The organism is Planococcus shenhongbingii, from assembly GCF_030413635.1.
In the GTDB taxonomy this organism is placed as follows: domain Bacteria; phylum Bacillota; class Bacilli; order Bacillales_A; family Planococcaceae; genus Planococcus; species Planococcus shenhongbingii.
This window is the reverse complement of record NZ_CP129235.1, coordinates 2562861-2580066: the sequence shown is the minus strand read 5'-3', so window position 1 is coordinate 2580066 and position 17206 is coordinate 2562861. Positions and strand designations below refer to the sequence as shown.

General features: G+C 44.0%; 13 protein-coding genes. All 13 read left to right on the top strand.

The features are described 5' to 3' along the window. The first annotated feature begins 13 nt into the window (after positions 1–13). The 13 genes from hslV (at position 14) to QWY16_RS12710 (ending at position 17089) form a co-directional block, all read left to right on the top strand. Positions 14–562 (top strand): ATP-dependent protease subunit HslV, encoded by a 549-nt coding sequence (gene hslV / locus QWY16_RS12770; protein ID WP_300989604.1) that lies wholly within the window; start codon positions 14–16, stop codon positions 560–562. After that, positions 559–1956 (top strand): ATP-dependent protease ATPase subunit HslU, encoded by a 1398-nt coding sequence (gene hslU, locus QWY16_RS12765; protein ID WP_300989603.1) that lies wholly within the window; start codon positions 559–561, stop codon positions 1954–1956. The genes hslV and hslU overlap by 4 nt, the downstream gene beginning before the upstream one ends. A gap of 85 nt (positions 1957–2041) precedes the next feature. After that, entirely contained in the window at positions 2042–2821 is a 780-nt protein-coding gene (gene codY, locus QWY16_RS12760) for a GTP-sensing pleiotropic transcriptional regulator CodY (RefSeq protein WP_300989602.1), read from the top strand. Positions 2822–3354: 533 nt separating this feature from the next. Further along, positions 3355–4071 (top strand): 30S ribosomal protein S2, encoded by a 717-nt coding sequence (rpsB, locus tag QWY16_RS12755; protein WP_300989601.1) that lies wholly within the window; start codon positions 3355–3357, stop codon positions 4069–4071. A gap of 87 nt (positions 4072–4158) precedes the next feature. Continuing rightward, entirely contained in the window at positions 4159–5043 is an 885-nt protein-coding gene (tsf, locus tag QWY16_RS12750) for a translation elongation factor Ts (RefSeq protein WP_300989600.1), read from the top strand. An 81-nt stretch (positions 5044–5124) separates the two neighbouring features. Continuing rightward, on the top strand, positions 5125–5850 hold the full coding sequence (pyrH, locus tag QWY16_RS12745; RefSeq protein WP_300989599.1) for a UMP kinase: 726 nt from the start codon (positions 5125–5127) through the stop codon (positions 5848–5850). After that, the gene (frr, locus tag QWY16_RS12740) at positions 5850–6407 is read left to right on the top strand and encodes a ribosome recycling factor (protein ID WP_300989598.1); all 558 of its coding nucleotides are present in this window, start codon (positions 5850–5852) and stop codon (positions 6405–6407) included. Before pyrH ends, frr begins: the two co-directional genes overlap by 1 nt. A gap of 153 nt (positions 6408–6560) precedes the next feature. Further along, positions 6561–7352, top strand: coding sequence for an undecaprenyl pyrophosphate synthase (uppS, locus tag QWY16_RS12735; protein WP_436837142.1), 792 nt, complete (start codon positions 6561–6563; stop codon positions 7350–7352). After that, the gene (locus QWY16_RS12730; RefSeq protein WP_300989597.1) at positions 7349–8140 is read left to right on the top strand and encodes a phosphatidate cytidylyltransferase; all 792 of its coding nucleotides are present in this window, start codon (positions 7349–7351) and stop codon (positions 8138–8140) included. The genes uppS and QWY16_RS12730 overlap by 4 nt, the downstream gene beginning before the upstream one ends. A 16-nt stretch (positions 8141–8156) precedes the next feature. Continuing rightward, a complete protein-coding gene (gene dxr / locus QWY16_RS12725; protein WP_300989596.1) occupies positions 8157–9302 on the top strand; it encodes a 1-deoxy-D-xylulose-5-phosphate reductoisomerase in 1146 nt (381 codons plus the stop codon). A 42-nt stretch (positions 9303–9344) separates the two neighbouring features. After that, positions 9345–10604 (top strand): RIP metalloprotease RseP, encoded by a 1260-nt coding sequence (rseP, locus tag QWY16_RS12720; protein WP_300989595.1) that lies wholly within the window; start codon positions 9345–9347, stop codon positions 10602–10604. A 385-nt stretch (positions 10605–10989) separates the two neighbouring features. Continuing rightward, complete coding sequence (locus QWY16_RS12715) at positions 10990–12693, top strand: proline--tRNA ligase (protein ID WP_300989594.1); 1704 nt, start codon at positions 10990–10992, stop codon at positions 12691–12693. Positions 12694–12781: 88 nt separating this feature from the next. Next, a complete protein-coding gene (locus QWY16_RS12710) occupies positions 12782–17089 on the top strand; it encodes a PolC-type DNA polymerase III (RefSeq protein WP_300989593.1) in 4308 nt (1435 codons plus the stop codon). The last annotated feature ends 117 nt before the right edge of the window (positions 17090–17206 follow it).

Sequence of the window (17206 nt, the reverse complement as noted above, 5' to 3'; positions counted from 1 at the left end):
AGGAGACATCTACATGCAGCAATTTCATGCAACAACGATATTCGCAGTTCAGCATAACGGTGAATGCGCAATGGCTGGCGATGGCCAAGTCACATTCGGCAATGCAGTAGTGATGAAACACACGGCGAGAAAAGTGCGGAAGTTATACAATGGCCAGGTTCTGACGGGCTTTGCAGGTTCTGTTGCAGATGCTTTCACTTTATTTGAAATGTTTGAAGGCAAGCTCACCGAATACAACGGCAACTTGCAGCGTGCCGCTGTCGAACTGGCTAAACAGTGGCGGGGAGATAAAATGCTCCGCCAATTAGAAGCAATGCTGATCATCATGAACAAAGACGAGTTATTGCTCGTTTCAGGAACCGGCGAAGTGATTGAACCTGACGATGGGATTTTGGCTATCGGATCAGGAGGCAATTATGCGCTTGCTGCAGGAAGAGCTTTGAAGAAGTTTGCAGGGGACCAGATGACAGCGGCTGAAATAGCGAAGTCCGCTTTAGAAACTGCAGCAGACATTTGTGTCTATACAAACCATCAAATCGTAGTAGAGGAGTTGTCAAAATGAAAAAACAGCAAGATTTGACTCCTAGACAAATTACAGATCACCTTGACCGTTTTATCGTTGGCCAAAAAGACGCCAAACGATCGATTGCGATTGCTTTGCGCAACCGATACCGCCGCAGCCGGCTGGACGAGGAACTTCGCGATGAAGTGATCCCGAAAAATATCCTGATGATCGGTCCTACGGGCGTTGGGAAAACGGAAATTGCCAGACGCATTGCCAAATTGACCGGTGCGCCATTTGTAAAAGTGGAAGCCACTAAGTTTACAGAAGTGGGCTATGTTGGCCGCGATGTTGAATCAATGGTGCGGGATTTGGTGGAAGCAGCGGTGCGGATCGTCAAAGAAGAAAAGTTTGAAGCGGTTAAGTTTCAGGCTGAATCTGCGGCTAATGAACGAATCGTCAAGCTTCTTGCGCCATCACGCAAGAAAAAGCAAAACAGCCAAAACCCACTTGAAATGCTTTTCGGGCAAAAGATGGAGTCGGAAGAAGAAGACCCGACAGCAGAAGTGGAAGTGCGCGTGAAGAGAAGAGAAATTGCTGCAGATTTAAAAGCTGGCAAATTGGAAGATGAGTGGGTCGTTGTCGAAGTGGAAGAAAATATTCCATCTATGTTTGACTCCTTGCAGGGTTCGGGAATGGAACAAATGGGCGCAAATATGCAAGACGCTTTATCTTCGTTAATGCCAAAGAAAAAGAAGAAGCGTCGTTTGCAGGTAAAAGAAGCACGCCGGATTTTGGTGGCTGAAGAAGCGGCTAAACTGGTGGATAACGAGGAAGTCGCTATGGAAGCAATTCAGCGTTCCGAACAGCAGGGCATCATATTCATTGATGAAATGGATAAGATTGCCAGTAAAAACAGTACTTCGTCAGCGGATGTGTCAAGGGAAGGAGTGCAGCGTGATATTTTGCCGATTGTCGAAGGATCAACGGTATCTACAAAATACGGTGCAGTCAAAACTGATTACATGTTGTTTGTAGCTGCCGGTGCTTTCCATATGTCTAAACCTTCAGATCTTATTCCGGAATTGCAGGGACGTTTCCCGATTCGTGTTGAATTGCAGAAGCTAGAAGTGAATGATTTTGTCAAAATTTTAACGGAACCAAAACATTCTTTGATAAATCAGTACAAAGCCCTTCTCGAAACAGAGGGAGTTATGGTACACTTCAATGATGCGTCAATAGTCAGACTTGCGGAAATTGCTTATGAAGTAAATCAGGAAACCGATAATATAGGGGCTCGCCGTCTCCATACGATTTTGGAACGCTTGTTGGAAGACTTATCATTTGAGGCAGCAGAAATATCGCCGGCACAAATTGACATTACTCCTCAATATGTGAACGAAAAACTAGAAAATGTGGCGAAAAATAAAGATTTGTCACAATTTATCTTGTAATTCAAGGCAAAAAAGTTTCAAAAAAGAGTAAAAACCTTTAGAATATTTAATAAATAGTGTTTGAAACTGTAGGAGGTTCATTAGAATGAATTTATTGGAAAAAACAAGACGTATTAACTCGATGCTGCAAGCAGCGGCAGGAAAGCCTGTAAACTTTAAAGATATGGCTGAAACTTTAAGCGAAGTAATTGAATGCAACGCTTTCGTAGTAAGCCGTAAAGGTAAGGTGCTAGGTTTCGCAGTTAACCGCCAAATCGAAAACGAGCGTATGAAAGGGATGCTGGAAGAGCGTCAATTCCCGCTTGAATACACTCAAAACTTATCTACCATCACAGAAACGTCTGCTAACTTGGACGTAAACAGCGAGCACACGATCTTCCCGGTTGAAGAACGTGAATTGTTCAAAGGCGGTTTGACAACAATCGTTCCGATTATTGGTGGAGGAGAGCGTTTAGGGACCCTTCTTCTTGGCCGCGTTGATCAGCCGTTCGGAGATGATGATTTGATTTTGGGTGAATACGGTGCAACAGTAGTAGGGATGGAAATCCTTCGTGAAAAAGGCGACCGCATCGAAGAGGAAGCACGCAGCAAAGCAGTTGTTCAAATGGCGATTTCTTCACTTTCATACAGTGAACTTGAAGCGATTGAACACATTTTTGAAGAGCTTGACGGCAACGAAGGTTTGCTTGTCGCTTCAAAAATTGCTGACCGTGTAGGAATCACTCGCTCGGTTATCGTTAACGCACTTCGCAAACTTGAAAGTGCCGGCGTTATCGAATCTCGTTCTCTAGGAATGAAAGGGACATACATTAAAGTATTGAACACAAAATTCCTAGCTGAATTAGAACAATTGAAAATGAATTAATTAAACCAGTAAGGTGCCGGATTTGATCCGGCACCTTTTTTGTTTTTCTTTTTTTCCGCAACGCTGGATGGTCCCAATGAAATCCCGCAAATCAGCCGCACAAAAACATTTGCTCTTGTACCGGTCTGTATTTCATTTGCTGTTTTTGTTTCTGCATTGCACCTGTCTCTGCATCGCTGCGCTGGCTTCGGTGCATGAAACACCGCCGCTGCGCCAGCTTTGCCAGAAATGATTTGAGCAAATTTTTTTCGCGGTTCTCTTCTGACAGAGAACCACTGCCCGAAGCGATTTCATTAAACCTTCTTCAAAATGTCAGTATTTTTAACTTCGAATCAAAAGCAGGATAAGAAGTGGAAATAAAGAAGCCGAATCTTATAAGAGAAACTTCTTGCGGTCCTATCAAAGACCATGGTATAATTTCAAATGGTGTTAAATACACACGCATTTCGATTTGAGTCGCAGGTGCTTGGAACAAGTAACGGTTCAGAGAAGAAGAGTGCGGAGGAAAAATAACCTATCAGGAGGAAACACACATGTCAGTAATTTCTATGAAACAATTGCTTGAAGCTGGTGTACACTTTGGCCACCAGACTCGCCGTTGGAACCCGAAAATGAAAAAATATATTTTCGTTGAGCGTAACGGTATCTACATTATCGATCTTCAAAAAACAGTCCGCAAATTGGAGGAAGCTTACAGCTTCATGAAACAAGTGGGCGAAGAAGGCGGTAAAGTATTATTCGTCGGAACGAAAAAACAAGCTCAAGATGCTATCAAAGAAGAAGCAGAGCGCTCTGGTAACTACTACATCAACCAACGCTGGTTGGGTGGAACGCTTACTAACTTCGGTACAATCCAAAAACGTGTTAGCCGTTTGAAACAAATCGAGCGCATGGAAGAGGATGGAACTTTTGATGTTCTACCGAAAAAAGAAGTAGTTCAATTGAAAAAAGAACACGAACGCCTTGTTAAATTCCTTGGCGGTATCCGTGATATGAGTTCACTGCCGGACGTAATGTTCGTAGTTGACCCACGCAAAGAACGCATTGCAGTAGCAGAAGCTATTAAATTGAACATTCCTATCGTTGGTATCGTTGATACTAACTGTGATCCGGATGAAATCGATTATGTAATTCCTGCAAACGACGATGCAATTCGCGCTGTTAAGCTATTGACTGGTAAAATGGCAGACGCTTTGCTTGAGTCTAAACCGGAAGAAGACGAAGAAGCTCCAGCTGTTGCTGCTGAGTAATTCACAAGTAGTACAGGTGATAAGCGGCCAACCCCACTTATCACCTTTTTTTGAGAAAACGTATATATCCTAAGGAGGAATTTAATCATGGCAGTTACAGCTCAAATGGTAAAAGAATTGCGTGAAAAAACAGGCGCGGGTATGATGGATTGCAAAAAAGCACTAGTTCAGACAGACGGCGATATTGACGCAGCAATCGACTTCTTGCGTGAAAAAGGCCTTTCAAGCGCTTCTAAGAAAGCTGACCGCATTGCAGCTGAAGGGATTACTTCAATCCTTGTAAAAGACAATGACGCAGTTATCTACGAAGTAAACGCTGAAACAGATTTCGTAGCGAAAAACGAAGGCTTCCAGACGTTAGTAAAAGAATTGGGCGAGCACTTGATCGAAACTAAACCGGCCACTATTGAAGAAGCTACTGCTTCGACAATGTCTAACGGTGTTACAGTTGCAGACCATATTTCAAACGCTATCGCTAAAATTGGTGAGAAAATCACTTTGCGCCGCTTTGAAGTCCGCACTAAAACTGACGCTGACGCTTTTGGTCCTTACCTTCACATGGGTGGACGCATCTCCGTGCTAGTTGTTCTTGAAAACTCTACAGACGCCAGCGCTGCACGCGATATCGCAATGCACATTGCAGCCTTGAACCCGAAATACGTTTCACGCGACGAAGTTTCTGCTGAGGAAGTAGAACATGAACGCAAAGTATTGACTGAACAAGCTCTTAACGAAGGCAAACCGGAAAACATTGTTGCTAAAATGGTTGAAGGCCGCCTTGGCAAGTACTTCGAAGACGTTTGCTTGCTTGACCAAGCATTTGTTAAGAATTCTGACCAAAAAGTTCGTGATTTCGCAGCTTCAACTGGTGGAACTGTAAAAGAATTCATCCGTTATGAAGTTGGAGAAGGTATTGAAAAACGCGAAGATAACTTTGCTGATGAAGTAATGAGCCAAGTAAACAAAAAATAAGGTTTATTCTTATAAGATTCAACCCGGGGAACACTGAAAGGTGTTCCCTATTTTTCAATAAAAGTGTAACGGAGGGTACCGATGAGTGTTCAACAATATAAACGCATTGTACTAAAACTAAGTGGAGAAGCGATGGCAGGCGGACAAGGTTTCGGTTTGTCTCCTGAAATCATCAAAACAGTAGCTAGCCAAGTAAAAGAAGTTGTGGAACTGGGTGTAGAAGTTGCTGTAGTTGTAGGCGGCGGAAATATCTGGCGGGGCAAGGTCGGCTCGGAAATGGGTATGGACCGCGCGACAGCGGATTACATGGGAATGCTGGCAACGGTCATGAATTCGTTGGCATTGCAAGATTCTTTGGAGAAACAAGGGGTAGAAACACGTGTCCTTTCTTCTATTGAAATGCGCCAAGTGGCTGAACCTTATATCCGAAGAAGAGCCATTCGCCATTTAGAGAAAAAACGGGTTGTTATTTTTGCTGCAGGCACAGGCAATCCTTATTTCTCTACAGATACGACAGCTGCACTTCGCGCTGCTGAAATTGAAGCCGATGTTATTTTAATGGCTAAAAACAACGTAGACGGTGTTTACTCAGCAGATCCTAGAACTGATGATACAGCTGTTAAATACGATGAGCTATCTTATTTTGATGTGATTCAGCAAGGCTTGCAAGTAATGGATTCAACAGCTTCCACACTTTGTATGGACAATGACATTCCACTCGTAGTATTCTCAATTATGGAAAATGGAAATATAAAACGGGCTGTACTCGGTGAAAAAATCGGGACAGTAGTGAGGAGAACTTTATAATGCCGAAAAATGTGATGAACGATACGAAAACAAAAATGGAAAATGCAATCCAAGCTTTTTCACGTGAACTTTCTTCGATTCGAGCAGGGCGTGCAAATCCTTCAATTTTAAACAAATTGACTGTTGAATATTACGGAGCTCCTACACCGATCAACCAAGTGGCGGGTATATCTGTTCCGGAAGCACGCTTAATCGTTATTCAACCTTATGACAAGACCATAATGGGTGACATCGAAAAAGCGATTCTTAAATCAGACTTAGGCTTAAGCCCTACTAATGACGGTACGGTAATTCGTTTGGCAATACCAGCTCTTACTGAAGAACGCCGGAAAGACCTTGTCAAACAAGTGAAAAAAGAAGCGGAAGAAGCGAAAATCGGTATCCGTAACATTCGCCGGGACGCCAATGACGAATACAAAAAACTTGAGAAAAAGAGCGAGATAACGGAAGATGATTTGCGCAGCTATTCAGATGAAGTGCAAAAATTGACGGATTCATACATTGCAAAAATCGATGAAGTGGCAAAAGACAAAGAAAAAGAAATTATGGAAGTTTAATTCGAACTTTCATGATTGCCGGGCGTCCTGTTTAGCAGGACGCTTTTTCATGCCAAAATATGCATTGCTGCATCAAAGAAAGCGCACAATGCCAATTTTTTTGATATGATAAGCAATAGACATGCCGATTTGCAATAGGTGGAGGATTAAACTATGTTCAATAAATTATTAAAACGAATGGCAGAACCGGTTCCGGAATATGAAGAGCGTTCATATGCTGTTGCCAGAGCAGGGGTCCCGTCACATATTGCCATCATTATGGATGGCAATGGGCGCTGGGCTAAAAAACGTTCACTGCCGAGAGTGGCAGGCCATCATGAAGGAATGAAGACAGTCCGCAAAGTTACGAAGCTGGCGAGTCATTTAGGGGTCAACGTCTTGACTCTTTATGCTTTTTCCACCGAAAATTGGAAACGCCCGAAAATGGAAGTGGATTTTCTGATGCGTCTTCCTGAAGAGTTTTTATCTACTTTTCTGCCGGAGTTAATCGAAGAGAATGTGCGTGTAGAAATGATGGGTTATCATCAGAATTTGCCTTCGCATACCATTGAAGCCATTAGAAAAGCGAAAGAAGCAACCAAGAACAATACCGGCCTTGTGCTGAACTTCGCTTTGAATTACGGAAGCCGTGCGGAAATCGTGGATGCGGTTAAAGATATTGCTGCACAAGTGGCAGCTGGAACTCTGAATATAGCAGATATTACTGAAGAGCATATCACTGAAGGGCTAATGACCCGCAGGTTGCCAGAGCCGGATTTATTGATCCGGACAAGCGGGGAAGTGCGGCTGAGCAACTTCATGCTTTGGCAGCTGGCTTATACAGAATTTTGGTTCACGGAGACTTTGTGGCCTGATTTCGGAGAAGAAGCTTTGTTGGATGCGATTGAGAATTACCAAAAACGAAATCGCCGTTTTGGAGGATTGAAAGGAGAAGAAGCAAATTGAAACAGCGCATTATAACTGGAATCATTGCTGCGGCTCTTTTCATTCCTTTTGTTTATGTTGGGGGAACGCCTTTTACACTTCTGATGTATGCATTAGGAACTGTGGGATTGCAAGAGTTGCTTAACATGAAAGGCCGCAATTTATGGAGTATTCCCGGGCTTATCGCTCTTTTTGCATTATACGCCCTTATGCTGCCCGATAAATGGGCGCTTCAAATTTTTGAATGGACCGGTTATATAAAAGTGGAGTTTGCATTTTTAGCAGTTATTTTACTTCTTATACATACTGTAGTGGTCAAAAATAGTTTTACTTTTGACGATGCCGCTTTTGCCGTCCTTGGAACTTTATACTTAGGAATGGGCTTTTACTACACAATTGAAACACGCGAAGCTGGGCTGGCATTTATCATCTATGCACTGCTTATTGTGTGGTTCACAGATTCAGGAGCTTATTTTACGGGCCGGAAAATCGGCAAACACAAGCTATGGCCAGAAATATCGCCTAATAAAACGGTGGAGGGCTTTGTCGGAGGCATCGTTTGGGCGATTGGCATCGGATTGATTCTGAACTATTTCATCGATTTGGAAAAGCCGGTTCTGCTTCTTATTGGTGTGACAATCATTGCATCAGTATTTGGTCAAATGGGCGATCTAGTCGAATCGGCATTAAAAAGGCATTTTAACGTTAAAGATTCAGGCAACATCTTGCCTGGACACGGAGGCATCCTTGACCGGTTTGACAGCATCCTATTCGTAATGCCGCTACTTCACTTTTTACATTTCATCTAAGAAAGGGAGCGTCTGAATGAGCAAGAGCATAATTTTGCTGGGGGCCACCGGATCCATAGGTGTGCAGACGGCTGATATAATACGGGAGCATGAAAATGACTTTTCATTAAAGGGTTTTTCTGCTGGAAAAAACATGGAGGTTACCCGTAAATTCATCCGTGAATTCCATCCTGAAATCGTTTGTGTGCAAAGTGAACAAGATGCCATTGAAATCGGCAAAGAATTCCCTGAAGTTTCTGTCGTGCACGGCGATCAAGGATTGATTGAAACGGCTACATATGACGCAGATATCCTGGTCAATGCCGTAATCGGAAGCGTCGGTCTAAAGCCGACTTTGGAAGCAATCAAATTAGGCAGGACCGTAGCAATCGCCAATAAGGAAACACTCGTTACAGCAGGGCACCTCGTCATGCAAAGTGCCAAGGAATATGGAGCCGCTATCCTTCCAGTTGACAGTGAGCATTCAGCATTGTTCCAAGCACTGAACGGTGAGAAAAGAGAACAGGCAAGCCGTCTGATTTTAACAGCATCAGGAGGCAGCTTCCGCGATTCTGCACGTGCTGACTTGAAAGACGTTACGGTAAAAGAAGCTTTAAACCACCCGAATTGGTCAATGGGCGCAAAAATTACAATCGATTCTGCGACCATGGTCAATAAAGGCTTGGAAGTGATTGAAGCTCACGTTTTATTTGATTTTGACTATAAAGACATCGAAGTGCTGCTGCACCGGGAAAGCATCATTCATTCAATGGTGGAATTCCATGATACCAGCGTAATGGCGCAGCTTGGCACACCTGATATGCGGGTTCCTATCCAGTATGCACTGACTTATCCAGACCGGCTTCCGCGTCCTGAAGCGAAGCGGCTGAATCTTGCGGAAATCGGTAAATTGCATTTTCAGGAGATGGATTACGAACGGTTCCATGCACTGAAAATGGCTTTTGAGGCTGGAAAAACAGGCGGCACGATGACAACGGTTTTAAATGCAGCAAATGAACAAGCCGTTGCGATGTTCTTGAATGAAGAAATTAAATTTTTACAGATTGAAGAGCTCATTGAACGTGCGATGCATAATCATAAAGTGGTTTCGAAGCCGGATTTAGAAACGATTTTACACGTAGATGCTGAAACAAGAAAAACCGTTAAAAACATGCTAAAATAACTAAAGATTAAAACCGAAAACGGTTTATAAGGATGGGTTCAAATGGAAACAGTTCTAGCGTTTATAATTATTTTCGGTGCTTTAGTATTTTTTCATGAATTTGGCCACTTTCTGTTTGCGAAACGTGCTGGCATCTTAGTTCGTGAGTTTGCAATTGGAATGGGACCGAAGATTTTAGGTCTTACAAAAGGTGAGACAGTCTACACGCTCCGTTTATTGCCAATTGGCGGTTATGTCCGTATGGCCGGGGAAGACATGGATACCATCCACCTTCAAGCAGGGCATCGGATCGGTGTTTTATTGGACAAGGATGGCCTAGCTAAAAAAATTATCATGAATCAGAAGACAATGTATCCGGATATTCTGTTTATGGAAGTTGAAGAAGCGGATTTAGAGAAAGAACTTTATATTAAAGGTTATGACGAGGATGATCAATTTGTCCGTATTGGAGTAGCGCGTGATGCTGTCGTTGAAGAAAACGGCAAAGAAACGATACTTGCTCCTTATGACCGGCAATTCGACTCGAAAAGCCTTGGCCATCGTTTTATGACAATTCTGGCGGGGCCGCTGTTTAACTTTATTTTGGCTTTCTTTATCTTTACAGCAATCGGTTTGATGCAGGGCATTCCAACAAATGAACCTGTGATAACGGAAGTAACAGAAGACAGCCCGGCTGCAGAAGCCGGAATGCAAAATGGAGACTTGGTCACAGAAATCGACGGCAAAGCAATTGGCTCTTGGAACGAGTTAGTAGAAGCGGTCCAAGATAACGCCGGAAATCCGTTGCCATTCAAAGTCGAACGGGACGGACAGCCTTTGGATTTCACTATTACACCTGAAGTGTCGGAGCAATCTCCAGAAAAAGTAGGGGTTATTGGGGTTCTATACCGAAGCCCTCTTGAAAAAGATGTTTTAGGTTCGTTTGCATACGGTGCCGAACAAACAGTCTTTTGGTTCAAGGAAATTTTCCGCTTGCTTGGCATGCTGGTGACTGGCCAATTTACGATTGATGCTTTGTCAGGACCGGTCGGAATTTACAAAACCACTGAAGAAGTCGCGAAATACGGCATCTTCACTTTGATGAGCTGGGCGGGTATGTTGAGCATCAACTTAGGGATTATGAATTTACTGCCGCTTCCGGCACTTGACGGTGGCCGGCTGATGTTCTTTATCCTTGAAGGAATCCGCGGCAAACCAGTCGATCGGCAAAAAGAAGGAATGGTCCATTTTGTCGGCATCATGCTGCTCATGCTGTTAATGATTGTCGTCACATGGAACGATATACAGAAATTCTTCTTTTAATTAAACTTAGTTAATAAGCTTGATTTTCGTTATAGGCGGACGCTTTCCGCGGGCATGGCTTCAGTCTCCTCGTCGCTATGCTCCTGCGGGGCCTTCAGCTCATGTCGCTTCGCTGCTCCCGCTGGAGTCGCCGCCTTTCACTACAATCCATCAATCTATTACAGAGTATGCAAATAAATTACACTTTTATATTGTTTTAATTAATTAAAAGATATGGAGCAAAACAGCGGAGACGCCTGCGGGAAAGCGAGACAGCCGAGACCCCGCAAGGAGCGAAGCGACTGAGGAGGCTTGGCGCTCGCCCGCGGCAAGCGTAGCTGTTTTGCGGAATATCAAAAAAAGTTTAAAAGAAAAAATTAAATAGTCAGTTGAGGTGCATTTTGGAATGAGACAATCAGCAACTTTTATCCCTACATTAAGAGAAACACCGGCTGATGCGGATGTTAAGTCGCATCAGCTTTTGCTGCGGGCTGGATTTATCCGCCAAAACACAAGCGGCATTTATTCATTTTTGCCACTCGGAAAACGGGTTCTGCAAAAAGTGGAAACGGTTATCCGCGAGGAAATGGAAGCGGCGAACAGCGTTGAAGTTTTCCTTCCGGCATTGCAGCAAGCGGAATTGTGGCAGGAAACGGGCCGGTGGTATTCATACGGCGACGAATTGATGAGACTGACAGACCGCAATGACCGTGAATTCGCTCTTGGTGCAACGCACGAAGAAGTCATTACAAGCTTGCTTCGCGATGAAATCAAATCATATAAAAAGTTGCCGTTGAATTTGTTCCAGATCCAATCAAAGTTCCGGGATGAGAAGCGTCCGCGTTTCGGTTTGCTCCGCGGCCGAGAATTTTTGATGAAAGATGCCTATTCATTCCATGCAACAAAAGAAAGTTTGGATGACACATATAATGAGATGATGCAGGCCTATACAAATATCTTCACGCGCCTTGGCTTAAATTTCCGCGCAGTTATTGCGGATTCAGGAGCAATTGGCGGAAAAGATAACCATGAATTCATGGTGCTGTCTGAGATCGGGGAAGACACCATTGCCTATTCAGATACGTCTTCCTATGCTGCCAATATTGAAATGGCTGCAGTGAAGGCAGAATATCCGAAGTCTGATGAAGCATTGAAAGATATGGAGAAAGTATCAACTCCGGACCAGAAGACCATTGCGGAAGTAGCAGCATTCCTTGATACTACTCCGGAACAATGCATTAAGACATTGGTGTTTAAAGCAGATGACGATTTAGTGATTGTCTTATCACGCGGAGACCATGAAATTAATGATGTCAAAGTGAAGCATGCAACTGGTGCCACCATTGTCGACCTTGCAGAGCCTGGAGAAGTCCAGGAATTATTGGGCTGTGAAATCGGCTCTTTAGGACCAGTGAATCTGCCTTCATCAATTAAAGTATATGCAGACAACGCGGTAAAATCGATTGTCAATGGAGTGACAGGCGCGAACGAAGATGGATACCACTTCATCAATGTCAACCCTGAAAAAGATTTTTCAGTCGAAGCATATGCGGATTTGCGCTTTGTCCAAGAAGGCGACCCATCACCCGATGGCGAAGGCATTATCCAATTTGCTAAAGGAATCGAAGTTGGCCATATCTTCAAACTTGGCACAACTTACAGCGAACCGATGAAAGCGACGTTCCTGAACGACCAGGGCAGAGCGATGCCTTATATCATGGGCTGCTACGGCATCGGAGTTTCGCGCGTCATGGCTGCTGTTGCTGAACAGTTCCAAGATGACAACGGCTTTACTTGGCCGGATATCATTGCCCCTTACGATGTACACATTTTGCCTGTCAACATGAAGGACGAAACACAACGTGAATTGGGTGAGGATTTGTATGAATTATTGAAATCGTACCGATATGAAGTTCTTTTGGATAATCGCATTGAACGGGCAGGAGTAAAATTTGCAGATGCTGATTTGATTGGCATACCTGTTCGCATTACGGTTGGTAAAAAAGCTTCTGAAGGAATTTTGGAAGTGAAATATCGCCGCACAGGAGAAACTTTTGAGTGGAAACGAGAAGAATTACTGGACCGATTACAGCAATTCTTTAATAAATAATCGACAAATCTGATATGATGAAAGGAAAGTACAACTGTACTTTCCTTTCTTTATTCTTATCAATAAATCTGTTACGAAGGGGATAGTTATGACAAACCAGCAGGATTCAAAGATGCGATTCAAGCTTCTTCTTCAGCATCTGGACTTAACGGACGATGTGCATATGCCTTTTTTTGAAGAGGCGGAACTGACACGGATGACAGTCCATAAAAAAGAGCGGACTTGGCGTTTTCTGATCAAAGTAAAACAAATTCTGCCTCTGCAACTATATCTTCAATTAAAAGAACGTCTAAATATAACCTTCTCATCTATCGCCTCGGTGCAAATTGCTATAGAAAGCGAGTCTTCAAAAGCTGAAGGACAGTTAGTCATGGACTACTGGCGTTATGTAGTGGAAGAATTCTCGGATATGGCTCCGCCTTTGCGTCAGCAATTGCAATCGCAAGTGCCGGATTGGAATGGCCAAAAATTAATGCTGTGCTGCAGCCATGAACATGAAATGATGGCATTAAAGTCGAAGTACAGCGATAAGATTGCAGAAGTCTACCAGCAGTTTGGATTTCCGCGCATCGCCATCGATTTCCAATTGACTGAAGGGGACCAAGAAGCGGCCCACCAAGAATTTTTGGAACAGCGTCAGATCGAAGAAGAGGAAATGGCGAAAAAAGCATTAGCGGATATGAAGAAAAGAGAAACAGACCGCAAAGAAAATGGCGTGCCGTCCGGTCCTTTCCAAATGGGGATTGCAATTAAACCGGATGAAAAAATTTCGGAAATCAAATCGATTGTCGATGAAGAGCGCAGGGTGACGATCGAAGGATTCGTATTTGATGTGGAAGTTCGTGAATTGCGCAGCGGACGTTCATTGTTGACCGTTAAAATGACCGATTACACGGATTCGATACTAGTGAAGATGTTCTCACGAGACAAAGAAGATGCGGAACATATGGGCAATGTCAAAAAAGGGATGTGGCTAAAAGCCCGCGGTTCCATTCAGACAGATACCTTTGTCCGTGATTTAGTGATGATGGCCCAGGATATGGTAGAAATCAATCCGCAGCTTCGGCAAGATACTGCCGATCAAAAAAGGTCAGAACTCCATTTGCACACACCGATGAGTGCGATGGACGCAGTCTCTTCGGTCGATTCACTGGTCGCTCAAGCAGCAAAATGGGGTCATCCTGCAATTGCTATTACGGACCATGCCGGTGTGCAATCTTTTCCGGATGCCTATGCTGCCAGTAAAAAATATGGCATTAAAGCGATATTCGGCTTAGAAGCGAATTTAGTGGACGATGGAGTGCCGATTGCTTATGAAGAGCGGCATGCCTTATTGGAAGAAGAGACATTTGTGGTATTCGACTTGGAGACGACTGGTCTCTCTGCTGTCTACGATACCATCATCGAACTTGCCGCTGTGAAAATTAAAGGCGGCCAGATCATTGATAAGTTTGAGAGTTTTGCTAATCCCCATCATGCGCTGTCGGCAACGACGATTGACTTGACTGGGATTACGGACGACATGGTAAAAAATGCGCCTGAAGTGGAAGAGGTCATCCGCAACTACCATGAATGGGCCGGCGACCATATTATGGTTGCCCATAATGCATCATTTGATATGGGCTTTTTATATGTGGCATATAAAAAATTCGGCATTGAAAAGAAACACGCGACCATCGATACGCTCGAACTTGCCCGGATGCTTCATCCGGAATTGAAAAACCACCGGTTGAATACATTGGCGAAAAAATTCGGCATTGAATTGACCCAGCATCACCGGGCCATCTATGACACGGAAGCAACTTCATATTTAATGACACATTTATTAAAAGAAGCTCATCAAAAAGGAATTTTGTATCATGACCAGTTGAATGACTATGTCGGTGCAGGTGACGCGTATAAACGCTCGCGTCCGACCCATTGCACGCTGCTGGCTCAAAACGATGAAGGCTTGAAAAACCTGTTCAAGCTTGTGTCTGCCTCACATATTGATTATTTCTACCGTGTCCCGCGAATTCCGCGTTCTTTGTTACAGCGTCACCGGAAAGGCTTGCTGGTCGGTTCCGGATGCGATAAAGGTGAAGTATTTGAAGCGGTGATGCAAAAATCAATGGAGGAAGTCGAACAGACAGCGAGATTTTATGATTATCTGGAAGTCCATCCAAAAGAAGTTTATTCTCATTTGATTGAACGGGAACTGATTCGCGATGAGTGGAACTTGGAAGATGTGATCCGCAAACTGGTGAAAGTCAGCCGGAAGCTTGAAATTCCATTGGTAGCGACAGGGAATGTCCATTATTTGGACGAAAATGATGCGATTTTCCGCCAGGTTCTCATTGGCTCTCAAGGCGGCGCTAACCCATTGAATCGCCACAAACTGCCTAAAGTGCATTTTAGAACGACCAATGAAATGCTCAATGCCTTTGAATTTTTAGGAGAAGATACTGCCCGTGAAATAGTGGTTGAAAACTCCAATAAAATCGCCGATATGATTGAAACGGTAAAACCGATCAAAGACGATCTCTATACACCGAAAATTGAAGGTGCGGATGAAGAAGTACGGGAGCTCAGCTATAATATGGCCCACGAAATCTATGGGTCTCCGCTGCCTGAAATTGTGGAGGCGCGCATTGAAAAAGAACTGAAATCGATTATTGGACACGGCTTCGCAGTTATTTATTTGATATCGCATAAGCTGGTTAAAAAATCGTTGGATGACGGTTATCTGGTAGGCTCCCGAGGTTCTGTCGGTTCTTCATTGGTTGCGACATTGACGGAGATTACAGAAGTCAATCCGCTGCCGCCGCATTATATTTGTTCGAAATGCAAAAAATCCGAGTTTTTTGATGACGGGTCTGTCGGTTCAGGATTTGACTTGCCGGATAAAAATTGCCCGGATTGCGATATCCCTTTCCAAAAAGAAGGCCAAGATATTCCCTTTGAGACATTCCTTGGATTTAAAGGAGATAAAGTTCCCGATATCGACTTGAACTTCAGTGGGGATTACCAGGCAAGAGCCCACAACTATACAAAAGAATTATTCGGGGAAGACAATGTCTTCCGTGCTGGGACGATCGGAACGGTAGCGGAAAAAACGGCCTATGGCTACGTCCGCGGCTATGCCAATGACAGAGACATGACGCTCCGCGGTGCTGAAATAGACCGCTTGGTGCAAGGCTGTTCCGGAGTTAAACGGAGCACCGGCCAGCACCCGGGCGGAATTATCGTTGTGCCGGATTATATGGACATTTATGATTTCTCACCTATCCAATTCCCAGCAGATGCCCAGGATTCCGAATGGAAAACGACTCATTTCGATTTCCATTCGATTCATGATAACCTCTTGAAACTGGATATTCTTGGACATGATGATCCAACCGTTATCCGGATGCTGCAGGATTTATCAGGCATCGATCCAAAAACGATTCCGACAGACGACCCTGAAGTGATGAAGATTTTCTCAGGGGTGGAATCTTTGGGTGTTACCGAGAAGCAAATCGGTTGTAAAACCGGAACATACGGCATCCCGGAATTCGGAACGCGCTTTGTCCGCCAGATGCTTGAAGAAACAAAACCGACAACATTTTCCGAGCTTGTCCAGATTTCAGGACTTTCCCATGGGACAGACGTATGGCTCAGCAATGCCCAGGAACTGATTCAAAATGGCACATGCCAGCTGTCAGACGTAATCGGCTGTCGGGATGATATCATGGTTTATTTGATTTATCAGGGATTGGAGTCTTCACTGGCATTTAAAATTATGGAGTCGGTACGGAAAGGTAAAGGGCTGACGCCGGAAATGGAAGAAGCGATGAAAAAAGAAGGCGTGCCGAATTGGTATATCGAATCATGTAAAAAGATCAAGTACATGTTCCCGAAAGCCCACGCTGCCGCTTATGTATTAATGGCAGTACGCATTGCTTATTTCAAAGTGCATTTCCCGATTCTTTATTACGCAGCGTACTTTACCGTCCGTGCAGAAGATTTCGATGTCAACGCAATGGCCAAAGGATCTCATTCGATCCGTGCCAAAATCGATGAAATCAACGCAAAAGGGCTTGAAGCATCAACCAAGGAAAAGAACTTATTGACAGTCATGGAATTGGCGCTTGAAATGGTTGAACGAGGCTATTCGTTCCAGAAAGTCGACTTGTACAAATCGTCCGCTGACCAATTTATCATTGAAGGCAAGACGTTGATTCCTCCATTTAATGCAATTCCGGGATTGGGCACAAACGCAGCGAAATCAATCGTTGCAGCCCGTGAGCATGGAACATTCTTATCGAAAGAAGACTTGCAGCAGCGCGGACGTGTTTCCAAGACCATTATTGAATACATGGATGACCACGGATGCTTAGAGGGCATGCCGGATGCCAATCAACTGTCGTTGTTCTAGTAAGTTGCACAGCAATAGGAAATATGGTATTATTGTAATAACATTTACTGATAGCTCTGTCGCAGAAGAGTGGGTTCTCCCGCTCTTTTCTGTTGTTATGGAATAAATCGGCGGGAG

Bases quoted from the DNA above. Each gene is read 5' to 3' on its own strand.
- hslV (WP_300989604.1), top strand. From the start codon at position 14: ATGCAGCAATTTCATGCAACAACGATATTCGCAGTTCAGCATAACGGT.
- hslU (WP_300989603.1), top strand. From the start codon at position 559: ATGAAAAAACAGCAAGATTTGACTCCTAGACAAATTACAGATCACCTT.
- codY (WP_300989602.1), top strand. From the start codon at position 2,042: ATGAATTTATTGGAAAAAACAAGACGTATTAACTCGATGCTGCAAGCA.
- rpsB (WP_300989601.1), top strand. From the start codon at position 3,355: ATGTCAGTAATTTCTATGAAACAATTGCTTGAAGCTGGTGTACACTTT.
- tsf (WP_300989600.1), top strand. From the start codon at position 4,159: ATGGCAGTTACAGCTCAAATGGTAAAAGAATTGCGTGAAAAAACAGGC.
- pyrH (WP_300989599.1), top strand. From the start codon at position 5,125: ATGAGTGTTCAACAATATAAACGCATTGTACTAAAACTAAGTGGAGAA.
- frr (WP_300989598.1), top strand. From the start codon at position 5,850: ATGCCGAAAAATGTGATGAACGATACGAAAACAAAAATGGAAAATGCA.
- uppS (WP_436837142.1), top strand. From the start codon at position 6,561: ATGTTCAATAAATTATTAAAACGAATGGCAGAACCGGTTCCGGAATAT.
- dxr (WP_300989596.1), top strand. From the start codon at position 8,157: ATGAGCAAGAGCATAATTTTGCTGGGGGCCACCGGATCCATAGGTGTG.
- rseP (WP_300989595.1), top strand. From the start codon at position 9,345: ATGGAAACAGTTCTAGCGTTTATAATTATTTTCGGTGCTTTAGTATTT.
- QWY16_RS12715 (WP_300989594.1), top strand. From the start codon at position 10,990: ATGAGACAATCAGCAACTTTTATCCCTACATTAAGAGAAACACCGGCT.
- QWY16_RS12710 (WP_300989593.1), top strand. From the start codon at position 12,782: ATGACAAACCAGCAGGATTCAAAGATGCGATTCAAGCTTCTTCTTCAG.